Genomic DNA, 17,182 nt, shown 5'->3' on the forward strand with positions numbered 1-17,182 from the left:
CCGGGGGGGCGATGTTTGGTGGAACCCGCAAACTCGATAGGGCGGTTTTCGCTTCCGGGGATACGCCAAGCCCCCAAAACGACGGGGGCGGGAAAGGAGCCGGCCACGCAAGGGAACCGCCGAGACGCGTTACTGCTGAGGCTTGTTGGACAGCGCGAGGCGCAACAGGTCGGCGACAGTATTCACCGACAGCTTCTCCATGATGTTCGCGCGATGCGCTTCCACCGTCTTGATGCTGATGCCGAGGTCGTCCGCGATCTGCTTGTTGAGCCGCCCCGCGATGATGCGCTCGAGCACCTGATGCTCGCGCGCCGTCAGCTTGCCGAGCCGCTCGGCGGCCGCGCGCTGCTGCTGGACGCTGGTGCTCTCGCTGCGCGCCTTTTCCAGCATGCGCTCGACCAGCTTGCGCAGTTCCGCCTCGTCGAACGGCTTCTCGATGAAATCCATCGCGCCTTTCTTCATGGTCGAGACGGCCATCGGCACGTCGCCGTGACCCGTGACGAAGATGATCGGCAGCACGGAGTTGTCCGCGATCAGCTTTTCCTGCAATTCGAGGCCCGTCATGCCGGCCATGCGCACGTCGAGGATCAGGCAGGCGATGGCGCCGGAATGCGCGATCGGCAGATAGACGTCGAGGAACGATTCGGCGCTGGAGAAGCATTGCACGCGATAGCCGTTGGCTTCGAGCAGCCAGCGCAAAGAATCACGCACGGCCTCGTCATCGTCGACGACAAAGACGGTTTCCTGAGTGGTGACTGGACTGCTCATAGTTCTCCCGTAACGGTATGTTGTCTCGTATTGGTATGTTCGTCGCGCGCGTCGGCGTCCGGTCCGCTCGACCCGTCCGCTTCGCCTATCGGCAGACTGCAGTGGAAGGTCGCGCCGGTCACGTGGCCGTCCGCCTCGACGTTGTTCACCACCCACAGCCGCCCGCGATGCGATTCGATGATCGAGCGGCAAATATTCAGGCCCATGCCCATGCCGTCGGATTTCGTGCTGTAGAACGGCTCGAACAGACGCTCGGCCGTGGCTTCGTCGACGCCCGGACCCTGATCCACCACGCTGATGCACACGAAACCGCCATCGGTTCGCTGCACGACCACGCGAATGACCGGATCGACGGCGTTCGGCTTTGCATCATGCATTGCTTCCGCTGCGTTTTTCAACAGGTTGACCAACACTTGTTCGATCAAAACCGGATCGACGTAGATCACCGGCATGCGCGAGCGGATCTCGGTGACGATGCGGATCTTGCGCTTGCGCGCTTCGATTTCGGCGAGACCGACCGCGTCCGCGACGATATCCGCCACGCGCGTCGCCTGGCGCTTGGGCTCGCTGCGCTTCACGAACTCGCGGATGCGCTTGATGATCATGCCCGCGCGCACCGCCTGCTGCGCGGTCTTCTCCAGCACGGGAAGCAGCGTTTCCTGCGTCATCCGCCCGGACTTCACGAGCGCCACGCAACCCGAGCAGTAGTTGTTGATGGCCGCGAGCGGCTGGTTCAGCTCGTGCGCGAGCGACGACGCCATCTCGCCCATGGTCATCAGGCGGCTCGTGAACTGCAGCTTTTCTTCCTGCTGATGCGCCAGTTCCTGCGCCTGCTTGCGCTGCGTGATGTCGGTCGCGATCTGCATCTGCGCGAGGTGGCCGTCCACCCACTGAATGTACTGGCGGCGCACTTCGAACCACTTCTGGATGCCCTCGACGTAGACCTCCTGCGCATCCGCCGAGCTTTCCGTGAGGACCGCGGCGGGCAGGCCCGCGTAGGTGTCGATCATGTCGAGCGTGTCGGACGAACTTTGCGCGTTGCCGTCGAAGGCCGCGCCCGCCAGTTGCAGATGCCCGTCCGGGCGAATGCCGAACAGGTGCCGGTAGTAGCGGTTCGCGAAGAGCAGTTCGGCTTCGTCGGCGGCGAGCACGGACACGGCCGCGTCGAGGCTTTCGAGCACGGTCGTGAAGCGTTCGTGCGCGGCGGCGAGTTCCTCGCGGGCGCGCTTGGGCTCCGTGATGTCCGTCATCGACGACATCCAGCCCGTCTGACGGCCGGAACTGTCGATGAGCGGGGACACATAGAGCCGCGCGTGGAAGAACGAGCCGTCCTTGCGACGCACGCGCAGTTCGAAGCCGGACGAGGGCGCCTTGCCGCGCAGCGTCATGTCGAGCTGGCGCTGCATTTCGGGGTAAGCGTCGCGCGGCCAGTACGGAAACGGCGCGTTCTTGCCGACGAGATCGCTTTCGTCCCAGCCCGTCATGCGGCAGAACGCGGGATTCACGTGCGTGATGCGGCCGTGCATGTCCAGCACGCGCATGCCGATCAGCACCGAGTTCTCCATCGCGCGGCGGAAGAAGGCTTCGGCGTAGAGCGCCTGCTGAGCCTCGAAGCGCTGGCGCGTGTGCTTCCACAGACTCCAGAGGCTCCACAGCACGAAGCACGACAAGCCCGCGACGAGCCACACCAGCGTGTTATTGGTGAAGTTCGTGAGCTGCGGATACGAATACACGCGCACCGACAGGCCCTGTCCGGGCGGGTCGAGCGGCAGGTCGTAGAACATGTCGCGCGGCAGGCGCGGGCGGCTCGACGTAGTCGCGAGCTCGCGATTGTTCAGATCGGTGATCGAGATCTTGTACTTCGCAGACAGTTCGCTCGGAATGTCGCGCTTCAGAATGCCTTCGATCGAAAACACCGCCGCGATCGATCCGAGGAATTCGCGGTCGCGGAACACGGGCGTTTGCAGCGTGATGTAACCGTTGCCGAGGTCGTCGTAAAGAAGCGGCGAGTAGACCTGGCGGCGCGTGGTGCGCGCTTCGTCGAACGCGGCCTGCACGGCCTCGTCCATTTGCGTGTCGTTCGGCTTCGCGAGGCGGGAGCCGAGCACCGGCAGCGGCGTGTTGGGCCAGCGCGGCTTGTGCTCGCTCGTGTACCAGTTCATGTAGAGGATCTCGGGATGCCCCTGCATGATGTCGGTGGACGCGGTCTGGAAGTTCTGCGAGTCGCCGTGGCCGGCCGCGATGTCGCGCGCGAGGGCCTGGATTTGTTCTTGCGCACCCGTCATGGCAAGACGGATTTGCTGCTGCGCCCACGCGACGTTGCGGTACAGCGTGTCTTCCTGCTGCTGCTGCTCGCGCCGGTTCAGGCTCCAGAGAATCAGACTCATGACCACCAAAAAAACGATGATGGAGATGAGCGGCGTGAGTAAATAGGAGTTCGACCACCACGGGCCGTGGTGCCAGCGGGAGGGCGACGAGTCGGTCGGTTTCTTACCGACGCGCGCCGAGCGTTTGATCAGCCGGTCAGTCAACATGGAAGCGATTGTAACGCAGCACCCGATTGTTAATTGGCGTAAAAAGACGGTAAAGACGGCTCATTTGCGGGAAAAGGAGGAGAAACGTCTGAGCAGAAAAACCATATGGGACGGTGCATTGCAGCATTTTTTCACATCATGAGATCCGCTCCCATGATTCGAAAAATTCCTTGCTACTAGGTCTGGACCCTCTTTAGAATGCCGGCACGCGGCCAGTGCCCGAGTCCGTGCGGGCGTGTGTTTTTCGGCTGTTCTTAGAGCGTTCCTCACATCAGGAGACGAGCATGTCCGCTGTACCCGACGAAGTTCTCAAATATGTCGCCAATGCCAAGGACGACGATCCGCAAGAAACCGCCGAATGGCTCGAAGCACTGGATGGCGTGATTTCGGCGGTCGGCCCTGACCGCGCGCATTACCTGATCGAGAAACAGATCGAGTTCGCTCGTGTGCACGGCGAACATCTGCCGTTTTCGGCCAACACCCCGTACATCAATACGATTCCGGTCGCGTCCCAGGCGAAGATTCCCGGCGACCAGGACGTCGAGCACCGCATCCGTTCGTACACGCGCTGGAACGCCATCGCCATGGTGCTGCGCGCGGGCAAGGACACGAACGTCGGCGGGCACATCGCTTCGTTCGCGTCGGCCGCGACGCTCTATGACGTCGGCTTCAATCACTTCTGGCACGCGCCGTCCAAGGAACACGGCGGCGATCTCGTGTTCGTGCAGGGTCACTCGTCGCCGGGCGTGTATTCCCGCGCCTTCCTGCTCGGCCGCCTGACCGAGAAGCAACTCGACAACTTCCGCCAGGAAGTGGGCGGCGAGGGCATCTCGTCGTATCCGCATCCGTGGCTGATGCCGGATTTCTGGCAGTTCCCGACCGTCTCCATGGGCCTCGGCCCGATCATGGCGATCTATCAGGCGCGCTTCATGAAGTACATGCAGGCGCGCGGCATCGCGAAGACGGATGGCCGCAAGGTCTGGGCGTTCCTCGGCGACGGCGAGACGGACGAGCCGGAATCGCTCGGCGCGATCGGCATGGCCGGCCGCGAGCGTCTCGACAACCTCGTGTTCGTCATCAACTGCAATCTGCAGCGTCTGGACGGTCCGGTGCGCGGCAACGGCAAGATCATCCAGGAACTGGAAAGCGAATTCCGCGGCGCGGGCTGGAATGTCATCAAGGTGATCTGGGGCAGCCGCTGGGACGCGCTCTTCGCTCGCGACAAGACCGGCGCGCTGATGCGCCGCATGATGGAAGTGGTCGACGGCGAATACCAGACGTACAAGTCGGAGTCGGGCGCATTCGTGCGCGAGCACTTCTTCAACACGCCGGAACTCAAGGCGCTCGTCGCCGACTGGTCCGATGAAGACATCTGGAACCTGAACCGCGGCGGCCACGATCCGCACAAGATCTACGCCGCGTTCGACGCCGCCACGAAAACGAAGGGCGCGCCGACCGTCATCCTCGCCAAGACCATCAAGGGCTATGGCATGGGCGAGCACGGTCAGGCGATGAACATCACGCACCAGCAGAAGAAGCTGCCGATCGAGACGCTGAAGAAATTCCGCGACCAGTTCCGTCTGCCGATCAGCGACGAGCAGATCGTCGACGTGCCGTATCTCACGTTCGAGGAAGGCTCGAAGGAACTCGAATACATGCGCCAGAAGCGCATGGATCTGGGCGGCTATCTGCCGGCGCGCCGCCAAAAGGCGGAATCGTTGCCGGTGCCGGCGCTCTCCGCGTTCGAACCGCTCCTGAAAGGCACGGGCGAAGGCCGCGAAATCTCCACGACGATGGCGTTCGTGCGCGTGCTGAACATCCTGCTGAAGGACAAGGCCATCGGCAAGCGCGTCGTGCCGATCGTGCCGGACGAATCGCGTACGTTCGGCATGGAAGGCCTCTTCCGCCAGATCGGCATCTGGAATCAGGACGGCCAGAAGTACATTCCGGAAGACTCCGACCAGCTGATGTTCTACAAGGAATCGGAGACGGGTCAGATCCTGCAGGAAGGCATCAACGAAGCCGGTGGCATGTGTGACTGGATCGCGGCCGCGACGTCGTACTCGACGCACGGCGAGATCATGATCCCGTTCTACATCTTCTATTCGATGTTCGGCTTCCAGCGCATCGGCGATCTGGCGTGGGCCGCGGGCGACATGCGTTCGCGCGGCTTCCTCCTCGGCGGCACCGCTGGCCGCACGACGCTCAACGGCGAAGGCTTGCAGCACGAAGACGGCCACTCGCTCCTCTGGGCGGCGTCGATTCCGAACTGCGTGAGCTACGACCCGACCTTCGGCTACGAACTCGCGGTCATCATGCAGGACGGCCTGCGCCGCATGGTGCAGGAGCAGGAGGACGTGTACTACTACATCACCGTGATGAACGAGAACTACGAGCATCCGGCGATTCCGCAAGGTGAGTCGGTTGCCGCCGACATCATCAAGGGCATGTACTCGTTCAAGAAGGCCGAAAGCGCAGGCAAGGCGCACGTGCAGCTGATGGGCGCGGGCACGATCTTCAACGAAGTGATCGCCGCCGCCGATCTGCTGAAGAACGACTGGGGCGTGTCCGCCGATCTCTGGAGCGTGCCGAGCTTCACGGAACTGGCCCGCGAAGGCCAGGACTGCGAGCGCTACAACCTGCTGCATCCGACCGAAGAGAAGCGCGTGCCGCACGTGACGAAGCTGCTCAAGGGCGCGCAGGGTCCGGTGATCGCGTCGACGGACTACATCCGCGCGCTCGTCGACCAGATCCGCGGCTATGTGCCGAACAAGTTCGTGGTGCTCGGCACCGACGGCTACGGCCGCTCGGATACGCGCGAGGCGCTGCGCCACTTCTTCGAAGTCGACCGCTACTGGGTCACGCTGGCGGCGCTCAACGCGCTCGCCGACGAAGGCACGATCGAGCGTAACGTCGTCGCTGAGGCGATCAAGAAGTACAACCTCGACCCGGCCAAACCCAACCCGATGACCGTCTAAAGGCATCGCCCCCGAGCGTTGTGACGCGGCCTCTTTCCGAAGCGGAAAGAGGCCGCGTGCAACCCAGGAGACACTAATAATGAGTCAAGCGATCGAAGTCAAAGTGCCGGACATCGGCGATTTCAAGGACATTCCCGTGATCGAAGTGCTGGTCAAGCCGGGCGATGTCGTTGAGCAGGAACAATCCCTCGTCACGCTCGAATCCGACAAGGCCACGATGGACGTACCCAGTTCGTCGGCGGGCACGGTGAAGGAAGTGAAGGTCAAGGTGGGCGACAACGTCTCGGAAGGCACGCTCATCGTCGTGCTGGAAGGCGGCGCGAACGCTGCGGCGGCTGCGCCTGCCGCGCCCGCCGCGCCCGCAAAGCAGGAAGCCCCCGCGCAAACGCAGACGCACTCGCAGCCCGCGCAGGCTTCGGGCGGCAGCGGCTCGGTGGAAGTGAAGGTGCCGGATATCGGCGACTTCACCGACATTCCGATCATCGAGATCGCCGTCAAGGTCGGGGACAAGGTCGAGAAGGAACAGTCGCTCGTCACGCTCGAATCCGACAAGGCGACGATGGACGTGCCGAGCCCGGCTGCGGGCACGGTCAAGGAACTGAAGGTGAAGATCGGCGATACGGTGTCCGAAGGATCGCTGATCCTCGTGCTCGAAGGCGGCGAAGGCGGTGCTGCCGCAGCGCCAGCGGCAGCAGCGCCGAAGCAGGAAGCGCCGACGCCCACCGCAGCGCCGCCGGATGCGCCCGCGAAGCCCGCGCCCGCGAAGGAAGCGCCGTCCGCGCTCGCGCAAGCGCCCGTGATCCCGGCCGGCGACGGCACGCGCACGTCGAGCCACGCTTCGCCTTCGGTGCGCAAGTTCGCGCGCGACTTGGGCGTGGACGTGACGCGCGTGAACGGCACCGGTCCGAAGGGACGCATCACGCAGCAGGACGTCACCGCATTCGTGAAGGGCGTGATGACGGGGCAGGCCAAGGCGCCCGCCGCGGCAGCCGCGCCGGCGGGCGGTGGCGGCGGCGAGCTGGGACTGCTGCCGTGGCCGAAGGTCGATTTCACGAAGTTCGGTCCGGTCGACCCGAAACCGCTTTCGCGCATCAAGAAGATTTCGGGCGCGAACCTGCATCGCAACTGGGTGATGATCCCGCACGTCACGAACAACGACGAAGCGGACATCACCGAGCTGGAAGAGCTGCGCGTCAAGCTGAACAAGGAACACGAGAAAGCGGGCGTGAAGTTCACGATGCTCGCGTTCGTTATCAAGGCCGTGGTCGCGGCGCTGAAGAAGTTCCCGACCTTCAACGCGAGCCTCGACGGCGACAACCTCGTCTTCAAGAAGTACTACCACATCGGTTTCGCGGCCGACACGCCGAACGGCCTCGTCGTCCCCGTGATCCGCGATGCGGACAAGAAGGGCCTCGTCGATATCGCGAAGGAAATGGCGGAGCTGTCGAAGCTCGCGCGCGAAGGCAAGCTTAAGCCGGACCAGATGCAGGGCGGCTGCTTCTCGATCTCGTCGCTGGGCGGCATCGGCGGCACGCACTTCACGCCGATCATCAACGCGCCGGAAGTGGCGATCCTCGGGTTGTCGCGCGGCCAGCAAAAGCCGGTGTGGGACGGCAAGCAGTTCGTGCCGCGTCTCACGCTGCCGCTCTCGCTGTCGTACGACCATCGCGTGATCGACGGCGCGGAGGCCGCGCGCTTCAACGCTTATCTGTCGGCGATTCTGGCGGACTTCCGTCGCGTGATTCTTTGATCGTGGCGCGCGTCCGGGCTTGTCCGTCCGAACGCGCGGCCCAGCCGACGGCGGAACCGCGCGCGCCGCGATGCGCGTGCCGGTTCCATCCGCTCTTCTCTTAGGGGACACCATGAGTCTCGTCGAACTAAAAGTACCCGACATCGGCGACTTCTCCGATGTCGATGTCATCGAAGTCAATATTCAGCCCGGCGACGTCATCGAAAAGGAACAGGGCGTCATCACGCTCGAAACCGACAAGGCGACGATGGAAGTGCCCGCCGACGTGGCAGGCACCATCAAGGAAGTGAAGGTCAAGCAGGGCGACAAGGTTTCGCAGGGCTCGGTCATCGCGATGGTCGAAACCGAAGGCGCGGCGGCCGCATCCAGCGCGCCGGCCGGCGGCGCGCCGAAGGAAGCATCGACGGCCCAGCCCGCTCCCGCTGCGCCCGCGGCTTCCGGCGGCGGCACGCAGGAGGTGAAGGTGCCGGATATCGGCGACTTCACGGACATTCCGATCATCGAAGTTCACGTGAAGCCGGGCGATACGGTCGAGAAGGAACAGTCGCTCATCACGCTGGAATCCGACAAGGCGACGATGGACGTGCCTTCGCCCGCAGCCGGCACCGTGAAGGAACTGAAGGTGAAGGTCGGCGATAACGTCTCGGAAGGCACGCTCATCCTGACGCTCGAAGGCCAGGGCGGCGGCACCACCTATGTGCCGACGAACCCCGCAGCCGCCGCGCCGCAACCCGCCGAGAAGGCGACCGCCGCGCCCGCGCCGCAAGCGGGCAGCTATTCCGGCTCGGCGGATATCGAATGCGAGATGCTCGTGCTCGGCGCCGGCCCCGGCGGCTATTCGGCGGCGTTCCGTTCCGCCGATCTCGGCATGAAGACCGTGCTCGTCGAACGTTATTCGACGCTCGGCGGCGTGTGTCTCAACGTCGGCTGCATTCCGTCGAAGGCGCTGCTGCACACGGCGCTCGTCATGGATGAAACGCACGAGCTCGCCGAACATGGCATCACCTTCGGCAAGCCGACCATCGACCTCGACAAGCTGCGCGGTTTCAAGGAGGGCGTCGTCAAGAAGCTGACGGGCGGCCTCGCGGGCATGGCGAAGGCGCGCAAGGTGCAGGTGGTGACGGGCGTCGGCACCCTCGTCGATCCGCATCATATGGAAGTGCAGGGCGCGGACGGCAAGAAGGTCGTCAAGTTCCAGAAGGCGATCATCGCGGCGGGCTCGCAGGCGGTTAAGCTGCCTTTCTTCCCGGATGACCCGCGCGTGGTCGATTCGACCGGCGCGCTCGAACTGCGTCAGTTGCCCAAGCGCATGCTGGTGGTGGGCGGCGGCATCATCGGTCTGGAAATGGCGACGGTCTATTCGACGCTCGGCGCGGAGATCGATGTCGTCGAAATGCTCGACGGCCTGATGATGGGCGCGGACCGCGATCTCGTGAAGGTGTGGGAGAAGTTCAACGCCAAGCGTTTTGCCAACGTGATGCTGAAGACGAAGACCACGAAGGCCGAAGCGAAGGAAGACGGCATCTACGTGACCTTCGAAGGCGAGAAGGCGCCGGCGGAGCCGCAACGCTACGACCTCGTGCTGTTGTCGGTCGGCCGCACGCCGAACGGCGGCAAGATCGGCGCGGACAAGGCGGGCGTCGCGGTGACGGAGCGCGGCTTCATCAACGTCGACAAGCAGATGCGCACGAATGTCGAGCACATCTTCGCGATCGGCGATCTCGTCGGGCAGCCGATGCTCGCGCACAAGGCCGTCCACGAAGGCCACGTCGCGGCGGAAGCGGCGCACGGCGAGAAGGCGTACTTCGACGCGATGCAGATTCCGTCGGTGGCCTACACCGATCCGGAAGTCGCGTGGGCGGGCAAGACCGAAGACCAGTGCAAGGCCGAAGGCATCAAGTACGGCAAAGCGGTGTTCCCATGGGCCGCGTCGGGCCGCGCGATCGCCAATGGCCGCGATGAGGGCTTCACCAAGCTGATCTTCGACGAAGAAACGCATCGCGTGATCGGCGGCGGCATCGTCGGCCTGAACGCGGGCGATCTGATCAGCGAAGTGTGCCTCGCGATCGAAATGGGCGCGGATGCGACCGACATCGGCCGCACGATTCACCCGCACCCGACGCTCGGCGAGTCGATCGGCATGGCGGCCGAGCTTTACGAGGGCGTCTGTACTGACCTGCCGCCGCAGCGCAAGAAGTAACGCAGTCGGCGGTCAGATGTGAGAAAGGCGCGTTTCCCTTCGCGGGAACGCGCCTTTTTATTTGGCGTGACGAGTCGGGGCAAAGAAAAACCCGGCCGCAGCCGGGTTTCCCGTACAACGCTTACAGCACGAACAGTCGATTCGAACTTAGGCGACCGTCGGGCGCTTTGCAGCGCGGGCAGCTTGTTCCGTCGCTTGCGTGGCAGCCTTCGTCGCGGCCGTGGCGGCTGCGTTGAAGTTGCTCTCGGCGATCTCGACAGCTTGCTTCGTTGCCTTGTGAACCGTTTCGTACGTCGTGTTCGCGGCGGTGATGGCCGACTTCATCACGGCGACGGCGGTTTCCGAACCGGCGGGCGCGTTCTTCGCGACGTTGTCGACGAGTGCCTGCACCTTGCGGTTCTGCTCTTCGTATTGCGATTCGGCAACACGGGCGAACTCGGCTTGCGTGGCCGACGCGATTTCATACAGGTGACGGCCGTACGACAGCACCTTCTCGGCGACCGGCTGCGTCAGGCTGGCTTGCAGCGCGAGCAGTTCTTGCGCGTCCTTGACCGACAGCGCGCGTTGGGCGTTTTCCTGGCCTTCGGCGAGCGTCGACTTGACGACTTGCAGGTTCAGTTCGACGAGCTTTTCCACGCCTTCGAACGCTTTGTTCGTCAGACCGAACAGCGTGTCGAAGTTGGCTTTCTGTGCAGCGGCGATTTGTTCGGGGGTCAGTAGGGTCATCTCAGGCTCCTGATTGCCGACCCATCATGGCGGGTCGTGGCTTGGTTGATGCAGCGAGGCGCTGCTAGTTGGTGCTACTTCGATTGGTGCGTCGCAACATGAGGCCCATTTTAGAGATATTCTTAGTGATGTCAAGCAGTCTTTGTGCATTGCACAATCGTCGCGAAGATCTTGTTAATCATGGACTTAAGTGATCGGTACTGGCAAGCCAACCGGCACTGCTGGACAGCGCCCGTTGCACCGTATCGGAACGCTCCTCGCGGTGGGTGAGCAAGGCCGGCGCGGGCCTTGCACCACGGCGGATAGGACGATTCGTGCATCCGTCCTATTTTTTAGGATGTCGCCGTACACCAAATTGTTGAAGAACCGTTAACATTTCGACTGTTGATCCGACGCACCCCGATGCCCCGCAGCATCGCGGCCAGTTCGAGAGCAAGTTGGCCCGTTCATCGTTCAGCACTCAAGTTTCAGGAAAATTTGCCGATAGCGTGTGTCGTGTCGTACAAAAGCGCGTTCTCGGCGGCCTTCGGTCTGCAGAAAGCGATCGTTTTTGCCGATCGCTACTGGAAATTATCCAGAAACAAGCAATCAACGCTTACAACTCAGTTTAACGAGCGTCGATAAGTGCTTAATATTGCTTAAATTTCGCAGCTTCACTACACTTGGCGGTACTCTCAGCCGCCCAACAGAACACTAATGAAAACCGAAATGTTTTCGTCGCGAAAGGTGGTGCACGGCGTGGCATTGCGCTCAGCTTTGTCTTTTGCCGTATCACTGGCTGTAGCGACATCGTTTGCAGCGGCTCCGGCTGAAGCCCTCGCCAAATCTGCCACCGTCACGCATCACAAGAAGTCCGCTACCGCAGAAAAGACCGCCGGCCGCGCTCGCGTCGCGAAGGCGGGCAAGTCGGCACGCGCCGCGAAAGTCGCCGCAGCCGGCGATGACGACGACGCGCCGAAGGTCTCGCGCAAGCATCGCGTGAACTATCGGATGGACCCGCACGCGCGCCGGTCTGCCGTGCATGCGGTGGCGTATCAGCCGCGCGCCACGTCGGTCGGCCAGGCGTTCGGTCTGCACGACACGGCGGATAGTCTCGCGCTGCGTTCGAGCGTGGCCTACGTGGTCGACCAGGACACGTCCGAGACGCTTTTCGACAAGAACTCGCGGGCCGTCGTGCCCATCGCGTCGATCACGAAGCTGATGACCGCCATGGTCGTGCTCGACTCGCACTTGCCGCTCACCGATGAAATCGCGGTCACGGACGAAGACCGCGATTACGAGAAGTACACGGGCTCGCGGCTTTCCGTCGGCTCGGTGCTGAATCGGGAAGACATGCTGCACATCGCGCTGATGGCGTCTGAAAACCGCGCCGCGGCCGCGCTGTCGCGCTATTACCCCGGCGGACGCCCCGCGTTCATCGCCGCGATGAACGCGAAGGCAAAGGCGCTCGGCATGACCGACACGCACTTCGAGAATTCGACCGGCCTCACGAGCCTCAACGTGTCGAGCGCGCGTGATCTCGTCAAGATGGTGAACGCGGCGTACCAGTATCCGCTGATCCGCAAGTTTTCGACGGACCGCAGCTACGACGTCTTCACCGGCAAGCGCACGCTCGCGTACAACAGCACCAACGCGCTGGTGCGCAATGCGTCGTGGGATATCGGCTTGCAGAAGACGGGCTTCATCAACGAAGCGGGCGAATGTCTCGTGATGCAGGCGAACGTGCACGGGCGCCCCGTCATCATGGTGCTGCTCGATTCGTACGGGAAGTACTCGCGTTTTGCCGATGCGACGCGTCTGCGCACGTATCTCGACACGCTCGGCGAGCCGCGCATCATGAGCGCGGACATGGGTGGCGGCGCGAACCCGTGATTGCGTAAGCAAAGTTAGCGGTCAGCGCAGTCAGCGGCCAAAGAAAAGCCGGATTCGTCGAGAGACGAATCCGGCTTTTTCGTTCGATCGCGCGATCAACGCTGCGGCTGATGCGCCTCGCCCGGCTGGTGTTCCTGATAGCCGAGCGACCGCGAAATCTCCAGCGCCGTATGGCTCAGTTGCTTGAGCCAGGCGTCCTGAAGCCGGTCGGCCGGCGCGGACAGCGACAAACCTGCGACGAGCCGTCCGGTGTCGTCATAGATGCCTGCCGCGATGCAGCGCACGCCCAGTTCGAGCTCTTCGTTGTCGCGCGCGCACGATTGCTGCCGCACGAACGACAACTCGCGCTCCAGTTTGGCCAAATCCGTGATGCTGTTCTGCGTGTGCCCCGACAGGCCGGTGCGCATGGCGTAAGCGCGCACGCGGGCGGCTTCGTCGGCGGCGAGAAAGAGCTTGCCGACCGACGTCAGATGCAGCGGCGCGCGCCCGCCGATCGCGCGAACCACCTGCATGCCCGAACGCTCCGAATACGCGCGCTCGATATACACGATCTCATCGCCCTGACGGACGGAGAGATTCACGGTCTGCCCGGTCTGACGGTGCAGCTCGCGCATCGGCGACATGGCCGCTTCGCGCACGGAAAGCCGCGCCTTCACCAGGTTGCCGAGTTCGAGCAGGCGCATGCCGAGCCGGTACGTGCCGGGATCGGAGCGGTCGACCAGCCGGCACAGCACCATGTCGTTCAGGATGCGGTGCGCGGTGGACGGGTGCAGCCCCGTGTTGTGCGAGAGTTCCTTCAGGCTGACCGGATCGGTATGATCGGCGAGGGCGTCCAGGAGGCTCATCATGCGCTCGATGACCTGAATGGACGTTTTTGATTCCGGGTTCGTATCGCTCATCGTCTGAATCGGTTGATGCGTCAAACAGCGGAAGATCGATTGTATCTCATAATGTGAAAAGACGGCGCATTTGGAAACAGCCGACCGTCGGCGCATAATCGCCGCGCTTTCGCATCAAATCAAACAAGGAAACGCCATGCGAGTCGGTTTATTCGTGACGTGTCTCATCGACATGATGCGGCCGGAGATCGGCTTCTCCGTCATCAAGCTGATCGAGCGCGCGGGCTTCGAGGTGAGCGTGCCGCCGGCGCAGACGTGCTGCGGTCAGCCTGCATATAACTCGGGCGACCGCCGCCTCGCCCGCGATCTGGCCGAAAAAACGCTGCGCGAATTCGAGCAGTTCGATTACGTGGTGGTGCCGTCGGGGTCGTGCGGCGGCACGATCCGTGCGCACTACGGCGACCTGTTTCGCGACGATCCCGAACTCATGAACCGCTATTCGCGCTTGCAGCCGCGCGTATTCGAACTGACCGATTTTCTGGTGGCGGTCGCCAAAGCGCGCATGGAACCGGGCGTCTTCGACGGCATCGTTACCTATCACGACGCCTGTTCGGGCTTGCGCGAGCTCGGCGTGAAGTCGCAGCCGCGCGAACTGCTCGCGCAGGCCGGCGTGCCGGTGAAGGAGATGGCCGGCTGCGAGCACTGCTGCGGCTTCGGCGGCACCTTCGCGGTGAAGTACGGCGACATTTCGACCGCGATCGTCGACGAGAAATGCGCGAACATCAAGGCGAGCGGGGCGGAGGCCGTCGTGCTCGGCGACCTCGGCTGCATGCTCAACATCGAAGGCCGCCTGCGCCGCACCGGCGACACCACGACGCGCGTGCTCCATATCGCGCAGGTGCTCGCCGGCGATGCGCAGCGCCTCACCTGAGAGCCACTCATGCAAGTACAGACGATGCAGTTCAAGGCGCGCGCCGGCAGCAAGCTCGCCGACGAACGGCTTCAGCACAATCTCACCAAGCTCTCGACGAAGTTCGTCAGCGCGCGGGCGAGCGCCGTGCGCGACATCGACTTCGACGCGACGCGGGCGGCGCTCAAGGAACGGCGCAACCGCGCGCTTGACAACCTCGACGTGTGGCTCGAGACCTTCGAGCGCGAGGCGACACGGCGCGGCGCGACGGTGCTTTACGCGGAATCGACGGCGGACGCGGCGCGTCTTGTCGCCGACATCGCGCGCGAGCACGGCGTGAAAAAGGTCATCAAGACGAAGTCGATGGTGTCCGAGGAGATGCAGCTCAACCGCGTGCTTGGCGAGATGGGCGTGCAGTCCATCGAGACGGATCTCGGCGAATATATCCTGCAGATCAACGACAATGAACCGCCGAGCCACATCATCGCGCCGGTCGTACACAAGGATAAGGACGAGATCGCCGACCTGTTCGCGAAGACGCACGGTCGGCCGCGCCTGACCGAGATTCCCGCGATGACGCGCGAGGCGCGCGAAGTCCTGCGGCCGCATTTCATGACCGCGGACATGGGCGTGACGGGCGGCAACTTCCTGATCGCGGAGACGGGTTCGGTCGCCGTCGTGACCAACGAAGGCAACGAGGGCATGTGTACCGTCATGCCGCGCGTGCACGTTGCGGTGACGGGCATCGAAAAGGTTCTGCCGACGCTCGAAGATCTCGCCACGGCCATGCGCCTGCTGCCGCGTTCGGCGACCGGCCAGACCATCTCGAACTATTTCTCGCTGCTGACCGGCCCGCGCGCGCCCGGCGAGACGGACGGGCCGGAGCATATGTATTTCGTGCTCGTCGACGGCGGGCGCACGGGACTCATCGGCGGCGACTTCCAGGAGATGCTCCGTTGTATTCGCTGCGGCGCGTGCATGAATCATTGCCCGGTGTATCAGAAGATCGGAGGACACGCGTACGGCTGGGTGTATCCCGGGCCGATGGGCTCGGTGCTCACGCCGGCGTATGTGGGAATCGACAAGGCGCTGGACCTGCCGCAAGCCGCGACGCTCTGCGGCGAATGCAACAGCGTGTGCCCGGTGGGCATTCCGATCTCGGACCTGCTTCGCAAACTGCGCGAAAAGCAGATGGAGCGGCGGCTGCGTCCGTGGACCGAACGCGCGGCGCTCGCGGCGTGGGGTTATCTGGCGATGCGGCCCGCTGCGTATGCGCTGCTGACCAAACTGATGGTGCGCGTACTGGAACGCGCGGGCGGCAGCCGCAAGGCGATCTCCCGCTTGCCGTTCGGCGCGGGGTGGACCGCGACGCGCGATATGCCCGCGCCGGTCGGCCGCACGTTCCGGGAACTGTACAAGGCGCAGCGGTCGCACATCGGCTGATTCGGTCGACTCGTCGCGAAAAAGGGAAGGCCGCGCCGGATCGCGTGATCCGGCGCGGCCTTTTCGATTTCGCGCTTGTCAGTGCGCGCTAGCCGCCGGTGCGCCCGAGAAAACCGCGTTGATCGACCGCGCCACGAGCGGGATCGCCGTGGCCGCCCGCAGGCGCGGCGGCGGGCTGTGGCGGCCGTGGCCGCGCGCCGCCGACCGCCTGCGGCAACGGGCCACCGCCGCCATGCGGTGCACCGCCCGCCTGGGGATTGCCGCCGCCGCGCTGGGGCGGACCGCCCGCCTGACCCTCGTGACCCGGCGGCGGACCGCCGTGGTGGCGACCGCCGTCGTTCCATCCGCGCGGAGGGGCGTGGCGCCAGCCGGGGCCGTCGTCCCAATAGCGTCCGGGGCCGGGGTAATAGCCACCGCCGCCGTAATAGCCGCCCTGAACCACGACGCCCGGCTGCACCACCGGGCCGCCGTATCCGTAGGCTTCGTAACCCGGATCGCCGTAGTACGGGGCGGGATAGCCGCCGTACGCGGGACCATCCGGATAGGCTGCGCAGCCGCCCAGCAGCAGCGCAGACGAGAAAACAAGCAATCCAGCGACTTTCATGACCGTTAATCGTTTTGTTGCAAGCATGTTTCATGAGACATCAGCTTGAGGCCAATGTCCCTAAGAACTTTGTAAGGTTTTATGACGGCCGTTGCACTTTTTTGTACGGCAAAGCGTCAGGCCGGCGCCTTGCTTGTTGTCCTTGGCGCAACGGACTTTCGCTCATAGCCGGCTTTTTAAGAGATGGACGATTCCGTACCATTCGTAGCGTCGATAAGTGGGCGATCTGCCCGCTCCGGCATCCAATGAAGGTAGTCCCCATGAGAAAGAAAATATCGACTTACTGGCCTCTCGCCGTGCTGCTGCTCGCCGCGCTGACCGTTTGCATGCACGCGCAGGAGCGCGAGTCCGCCGCCGTCCGTCACGAGCAGCCGGGCGTCGCGAGCGTGAGCGCGGAGTTGGCCCGCGCGATTTCCTACGGTCTCGTCGAGTCGGACGAAGCGGCGCCCGCCGTCGGCCCGGCCTCCCGCGCGCTCTGACCGCTCTGGCCGCTCCGGCCGCTCTCGCCGCTTACGCGGCGCACAAAAAATGGCGTCTTTCATTCGAAAGACGCCATTT

General features: G+C 63.7%; 12 protein-coding genes. 7 read left to right on the plus strand and 5 right to left on the minus strand.

Annotated features, from left to right (window positions below):
* Positions 1-129: 129 nt before the first annotated feature.
* On the minus strand, positions 130-768 hold the full coding sequence (gene fixJ / locus NCR35_RS06475) for an oxygen response regulator transcription factor FixJ (RefSeq protein WP_159835767.1): 639 nt from the start codon (positions 766-768) through the stop codon (positions 130-132).
* Positions 765-3,302: an oxygen sensor histidine kinase FixL gene (gene fixL, locus NCR35_RS06480; protein WP_250533708.1), complete on the minus strand. Its 2,538-nt coding sequence runs from the start codon at positions 3,300-3,302 to the stop codon at positions 765-767. The genes fixJ and fixL overlap by 4 nt, the downstream gene beginning before the upstream one ends.
* A gap of 284 nt (positions 3,303-3,586) precedes the next feature.
* On the opposite strand from fixL, the gene aceE reads away from it, so the two are divergent.
* The 3 genes from aceE (at position 3,587) to lpdA (ending at position 10,230) form a co-directional block, all read left to right on the plus strand.
* The gene (gene aceE, locus NCR35_RS06485) at positions 3,587-6,280 is read left to right on the plus strand and encodes a pyruvate dehydrogenase (acetyl-transferring), homodimeric type (RefSeq protein ID WP_250533709.1); all 2,694 of its coding nucleotides are present in this window, start codon (positions 3,587-3,589) and stop codon (positions 6,278-6,280) included.
* Between the two features lie 79 nt (positions 6,281-6,359).
* Positions 6,360-8,030 (plus strand): dihydrolipoyllysine-residue acetyltransferase, encoded by a 1,671-nt coding sequence (gene aceF / locus NCR35_RS06490; protein ID WP_250533710.1) that lies wholly within the window; start codon positions 6,360-6,362, stop codon positions 8,028-8,030.
* Positions 8,031-8,142: 112 nt separating this feature from the next.
* Positions 8,143-10,230 (plus strand): dihydrolipoyl dehydrogenase, encoded by a 2,088-nt coding sequence (gene lpdA / locus NCR35_RS06495; protein ID WP_250533711.1) that lies wholly within the window; start codon positions 8,143-8,145, stop codon positions 10,228-10,230.
* Positions 10,231-10,377: 147 nt separating this feature from the next.
* On the opposite strand, the gene NCR35_RS06500 is transcribed toward lpdA, so the two are convergent.
* Positions 10,378-10,956 carry a phasin family protein gene (locus NCR35_RS06500; protein ID WP_250533712.1) on the minus strand — a complete coding sequence of 193 codons (579 nt, stop codon included), beginning with the start codon at positions 10,954-10,956 and terminating at the stop codon, positions 10,378-10,380.
* A gap of 696 nt (positions 10,957-11,652) precedes the next feature.
* Here NCR35_RS06500 and pbpG point away from each other — a divergent pair.
* Positions 11,653-12,828, plus strand: coding sequence for a D-alanyl-D-alanine endopeptidase (gene pbpG / locus NCR35_RS06505; RefSeq protein ID WP_250533713.1), 1,176 nt, complete (start codon positions 11,653-11,655; stop codon positions 12,826-12,828).
* A gap of 95 nt (positions 12,829-12,923) precedes the next feature.
* Here pbpG and NCR35_RS06510 read toward each other — a convergent pair whose 3' ends face one another.
* Positions 12,924-13,727, minus strand: coding sequence for an IclR family transcriptional regulator (locus tag NCR35_RS06510; RefSeq protein ID WP_175939993.1), 804 nt, complete (start codon positions 13,725-13,727; stop codon positions 12,924-12,926).
* Between the two features lie 136 nt (positions 13,728-13,863).
* On the opposite strand from NCR35_RS06510, the gene NCR35_RS06515 reads away from it, so the two are divergent.
* Positions 13,864-14,598, plus strand: coding sequence for a (Fe-S)-binding protein (locus NCR35_RS06515; protein ID WP_250533714.1), 735 nt, complete (start codon positions 13,864-13,866; stop codon positions 14,596-14,598).
* 9 nt (positions 14,599-14,607) lie between these two features.
* Positions 14,608-16,020: a lactate utilization protein B gene (locus tag NCR35_RS06520; protein ID WP_250533715.1), complete on the plus strand. Its 1,413-nt coding sequence runs from the start codon at positions 14,608-14,610 to the stop codon at positions 16,018-16,020.
* 88 nt (positions 16,021-16,108) lie between these two features.
* Here NCR35_RS06520 and NCR35_RS06525 read toward each other — a convergent pair whose 3' ends face one another.
* Positions 16,109-16,624: a hypothetical protein gene (locus NCR35_RS06525; RefSeq protein WP_250533716.1), complete on the minus strand. Its 516-nt coding sequence runs from the start codon at positions 16,622-16,624 to the stop codon at positions 16,109-16,111.
* Between the two features lie 260 nt (positions 16,625-16,884).
* Here NCR35_RS06525 and NCR35_RS06530 point away from each other — a divergent pair, with 260 nt between their 5' ends.
* Entirely contained in the window at positions 16,885-17,103 is a 219-nt protein-coding gene (locus NCR35_RS06530) for a hypothetical protein (RefSeq protein WP_250533717.1), read from the plus strand.
* Positions 17,104-17,182 lie beyond the last annotated feature (79 nt).

The sequence above is a fragment of the Caballeronia sp. AZ10_KS36 genome, assembly GCF_023631105.1.
Classification (GTDB): Bacteria; Pseudomonadota; Gammaproteobacteria; order Burkholderiales; family Burkholderiaceae; genus Caballeronia.

Bases quoted from the DNA above. Each gene is read 5' to 3' on its own strand.
- NCR35_RS06525 (WP_250533716.1), bottom strand. From the start codon at position 16,624: ATGAAAGTCGCTGGATTGCTTGTTTTCTCGTCTGCGCTGCTGCTGGGC.
- fixJ (WP_159835767.1), bottom strand. From the start codon at position 768: ATGAGCAGTCCAGTCACCACTCAGGAAACCGTCTTTGTCGTCGACGAT.
- NCR35_RS06500 (WP_250533712.1), bottom strand. From the start codon at position 10,956: ATGACCCTACTGACCCCCGAACAAATCGCCGCTGCACAGAAAGCCAAC.
- lpdA (WP_250533711.1), top strand. From the start codon at position 8,143: ATGAGTCTCGTCGAACTAAAAGTACCCGACATCGGCGACTTCTCCGAT.
- aceF (WP_250533710.1), top strand. From the start codon at position 6,360: ATGAGTCAAGCGATCGAAGTCAAAGTGCCGGACATCGGCGATTTCAAG.
- NCR35_RS06515 (WP_250533714.1), top strand. From the start codon at position 13,864: ATGCGAGTCGGTTTATTCGTGACGTGTCTCATCGACATGATGCGGCCG.
- NCR35_RS06510 (WP_175939993.1), bottom strand. From the start codon at position 13,727: ATGAGCGATACGAACCCGGAATCAAAAACGTCCATTCAGGTCATCGAG.
- NCR35_RS06530 (WP_250533717.1), top strand. From the start codon at position 16,885: ATGAGAAAGAAAATATCGACTTACTGGCCTCTCGCCGTGCTGCTGCTC.
- NCR35_RS06520 (WP_250533715.1), top strand. From the start codon at position 14,608: ATGCAAGTACAGACGATGCAGTTCAAGGCGCGCGCCGGCAGCAAGCTC.
- pbpG (WP_250533713.1), top strand. From the start codon at position 11,653: ATGAAAACCGAAATGTTTTCGTCGCGAAAGGTGGTGCACGGCGTGGCA.
- fixL (WP_250533708.1), bottom strand. From the start codon at position 3,302: ATGTTGACTGACCGGCTGATCAAACGCTCGGCGCGCGTCGGTAAGAAA.
- aceE (WP_250533709.1), top strand. From the start codon at position 3,587: ATGTCCGCTGTACCCGACGAAGTTCTCAAATATGTCGCCAATGCCAAG.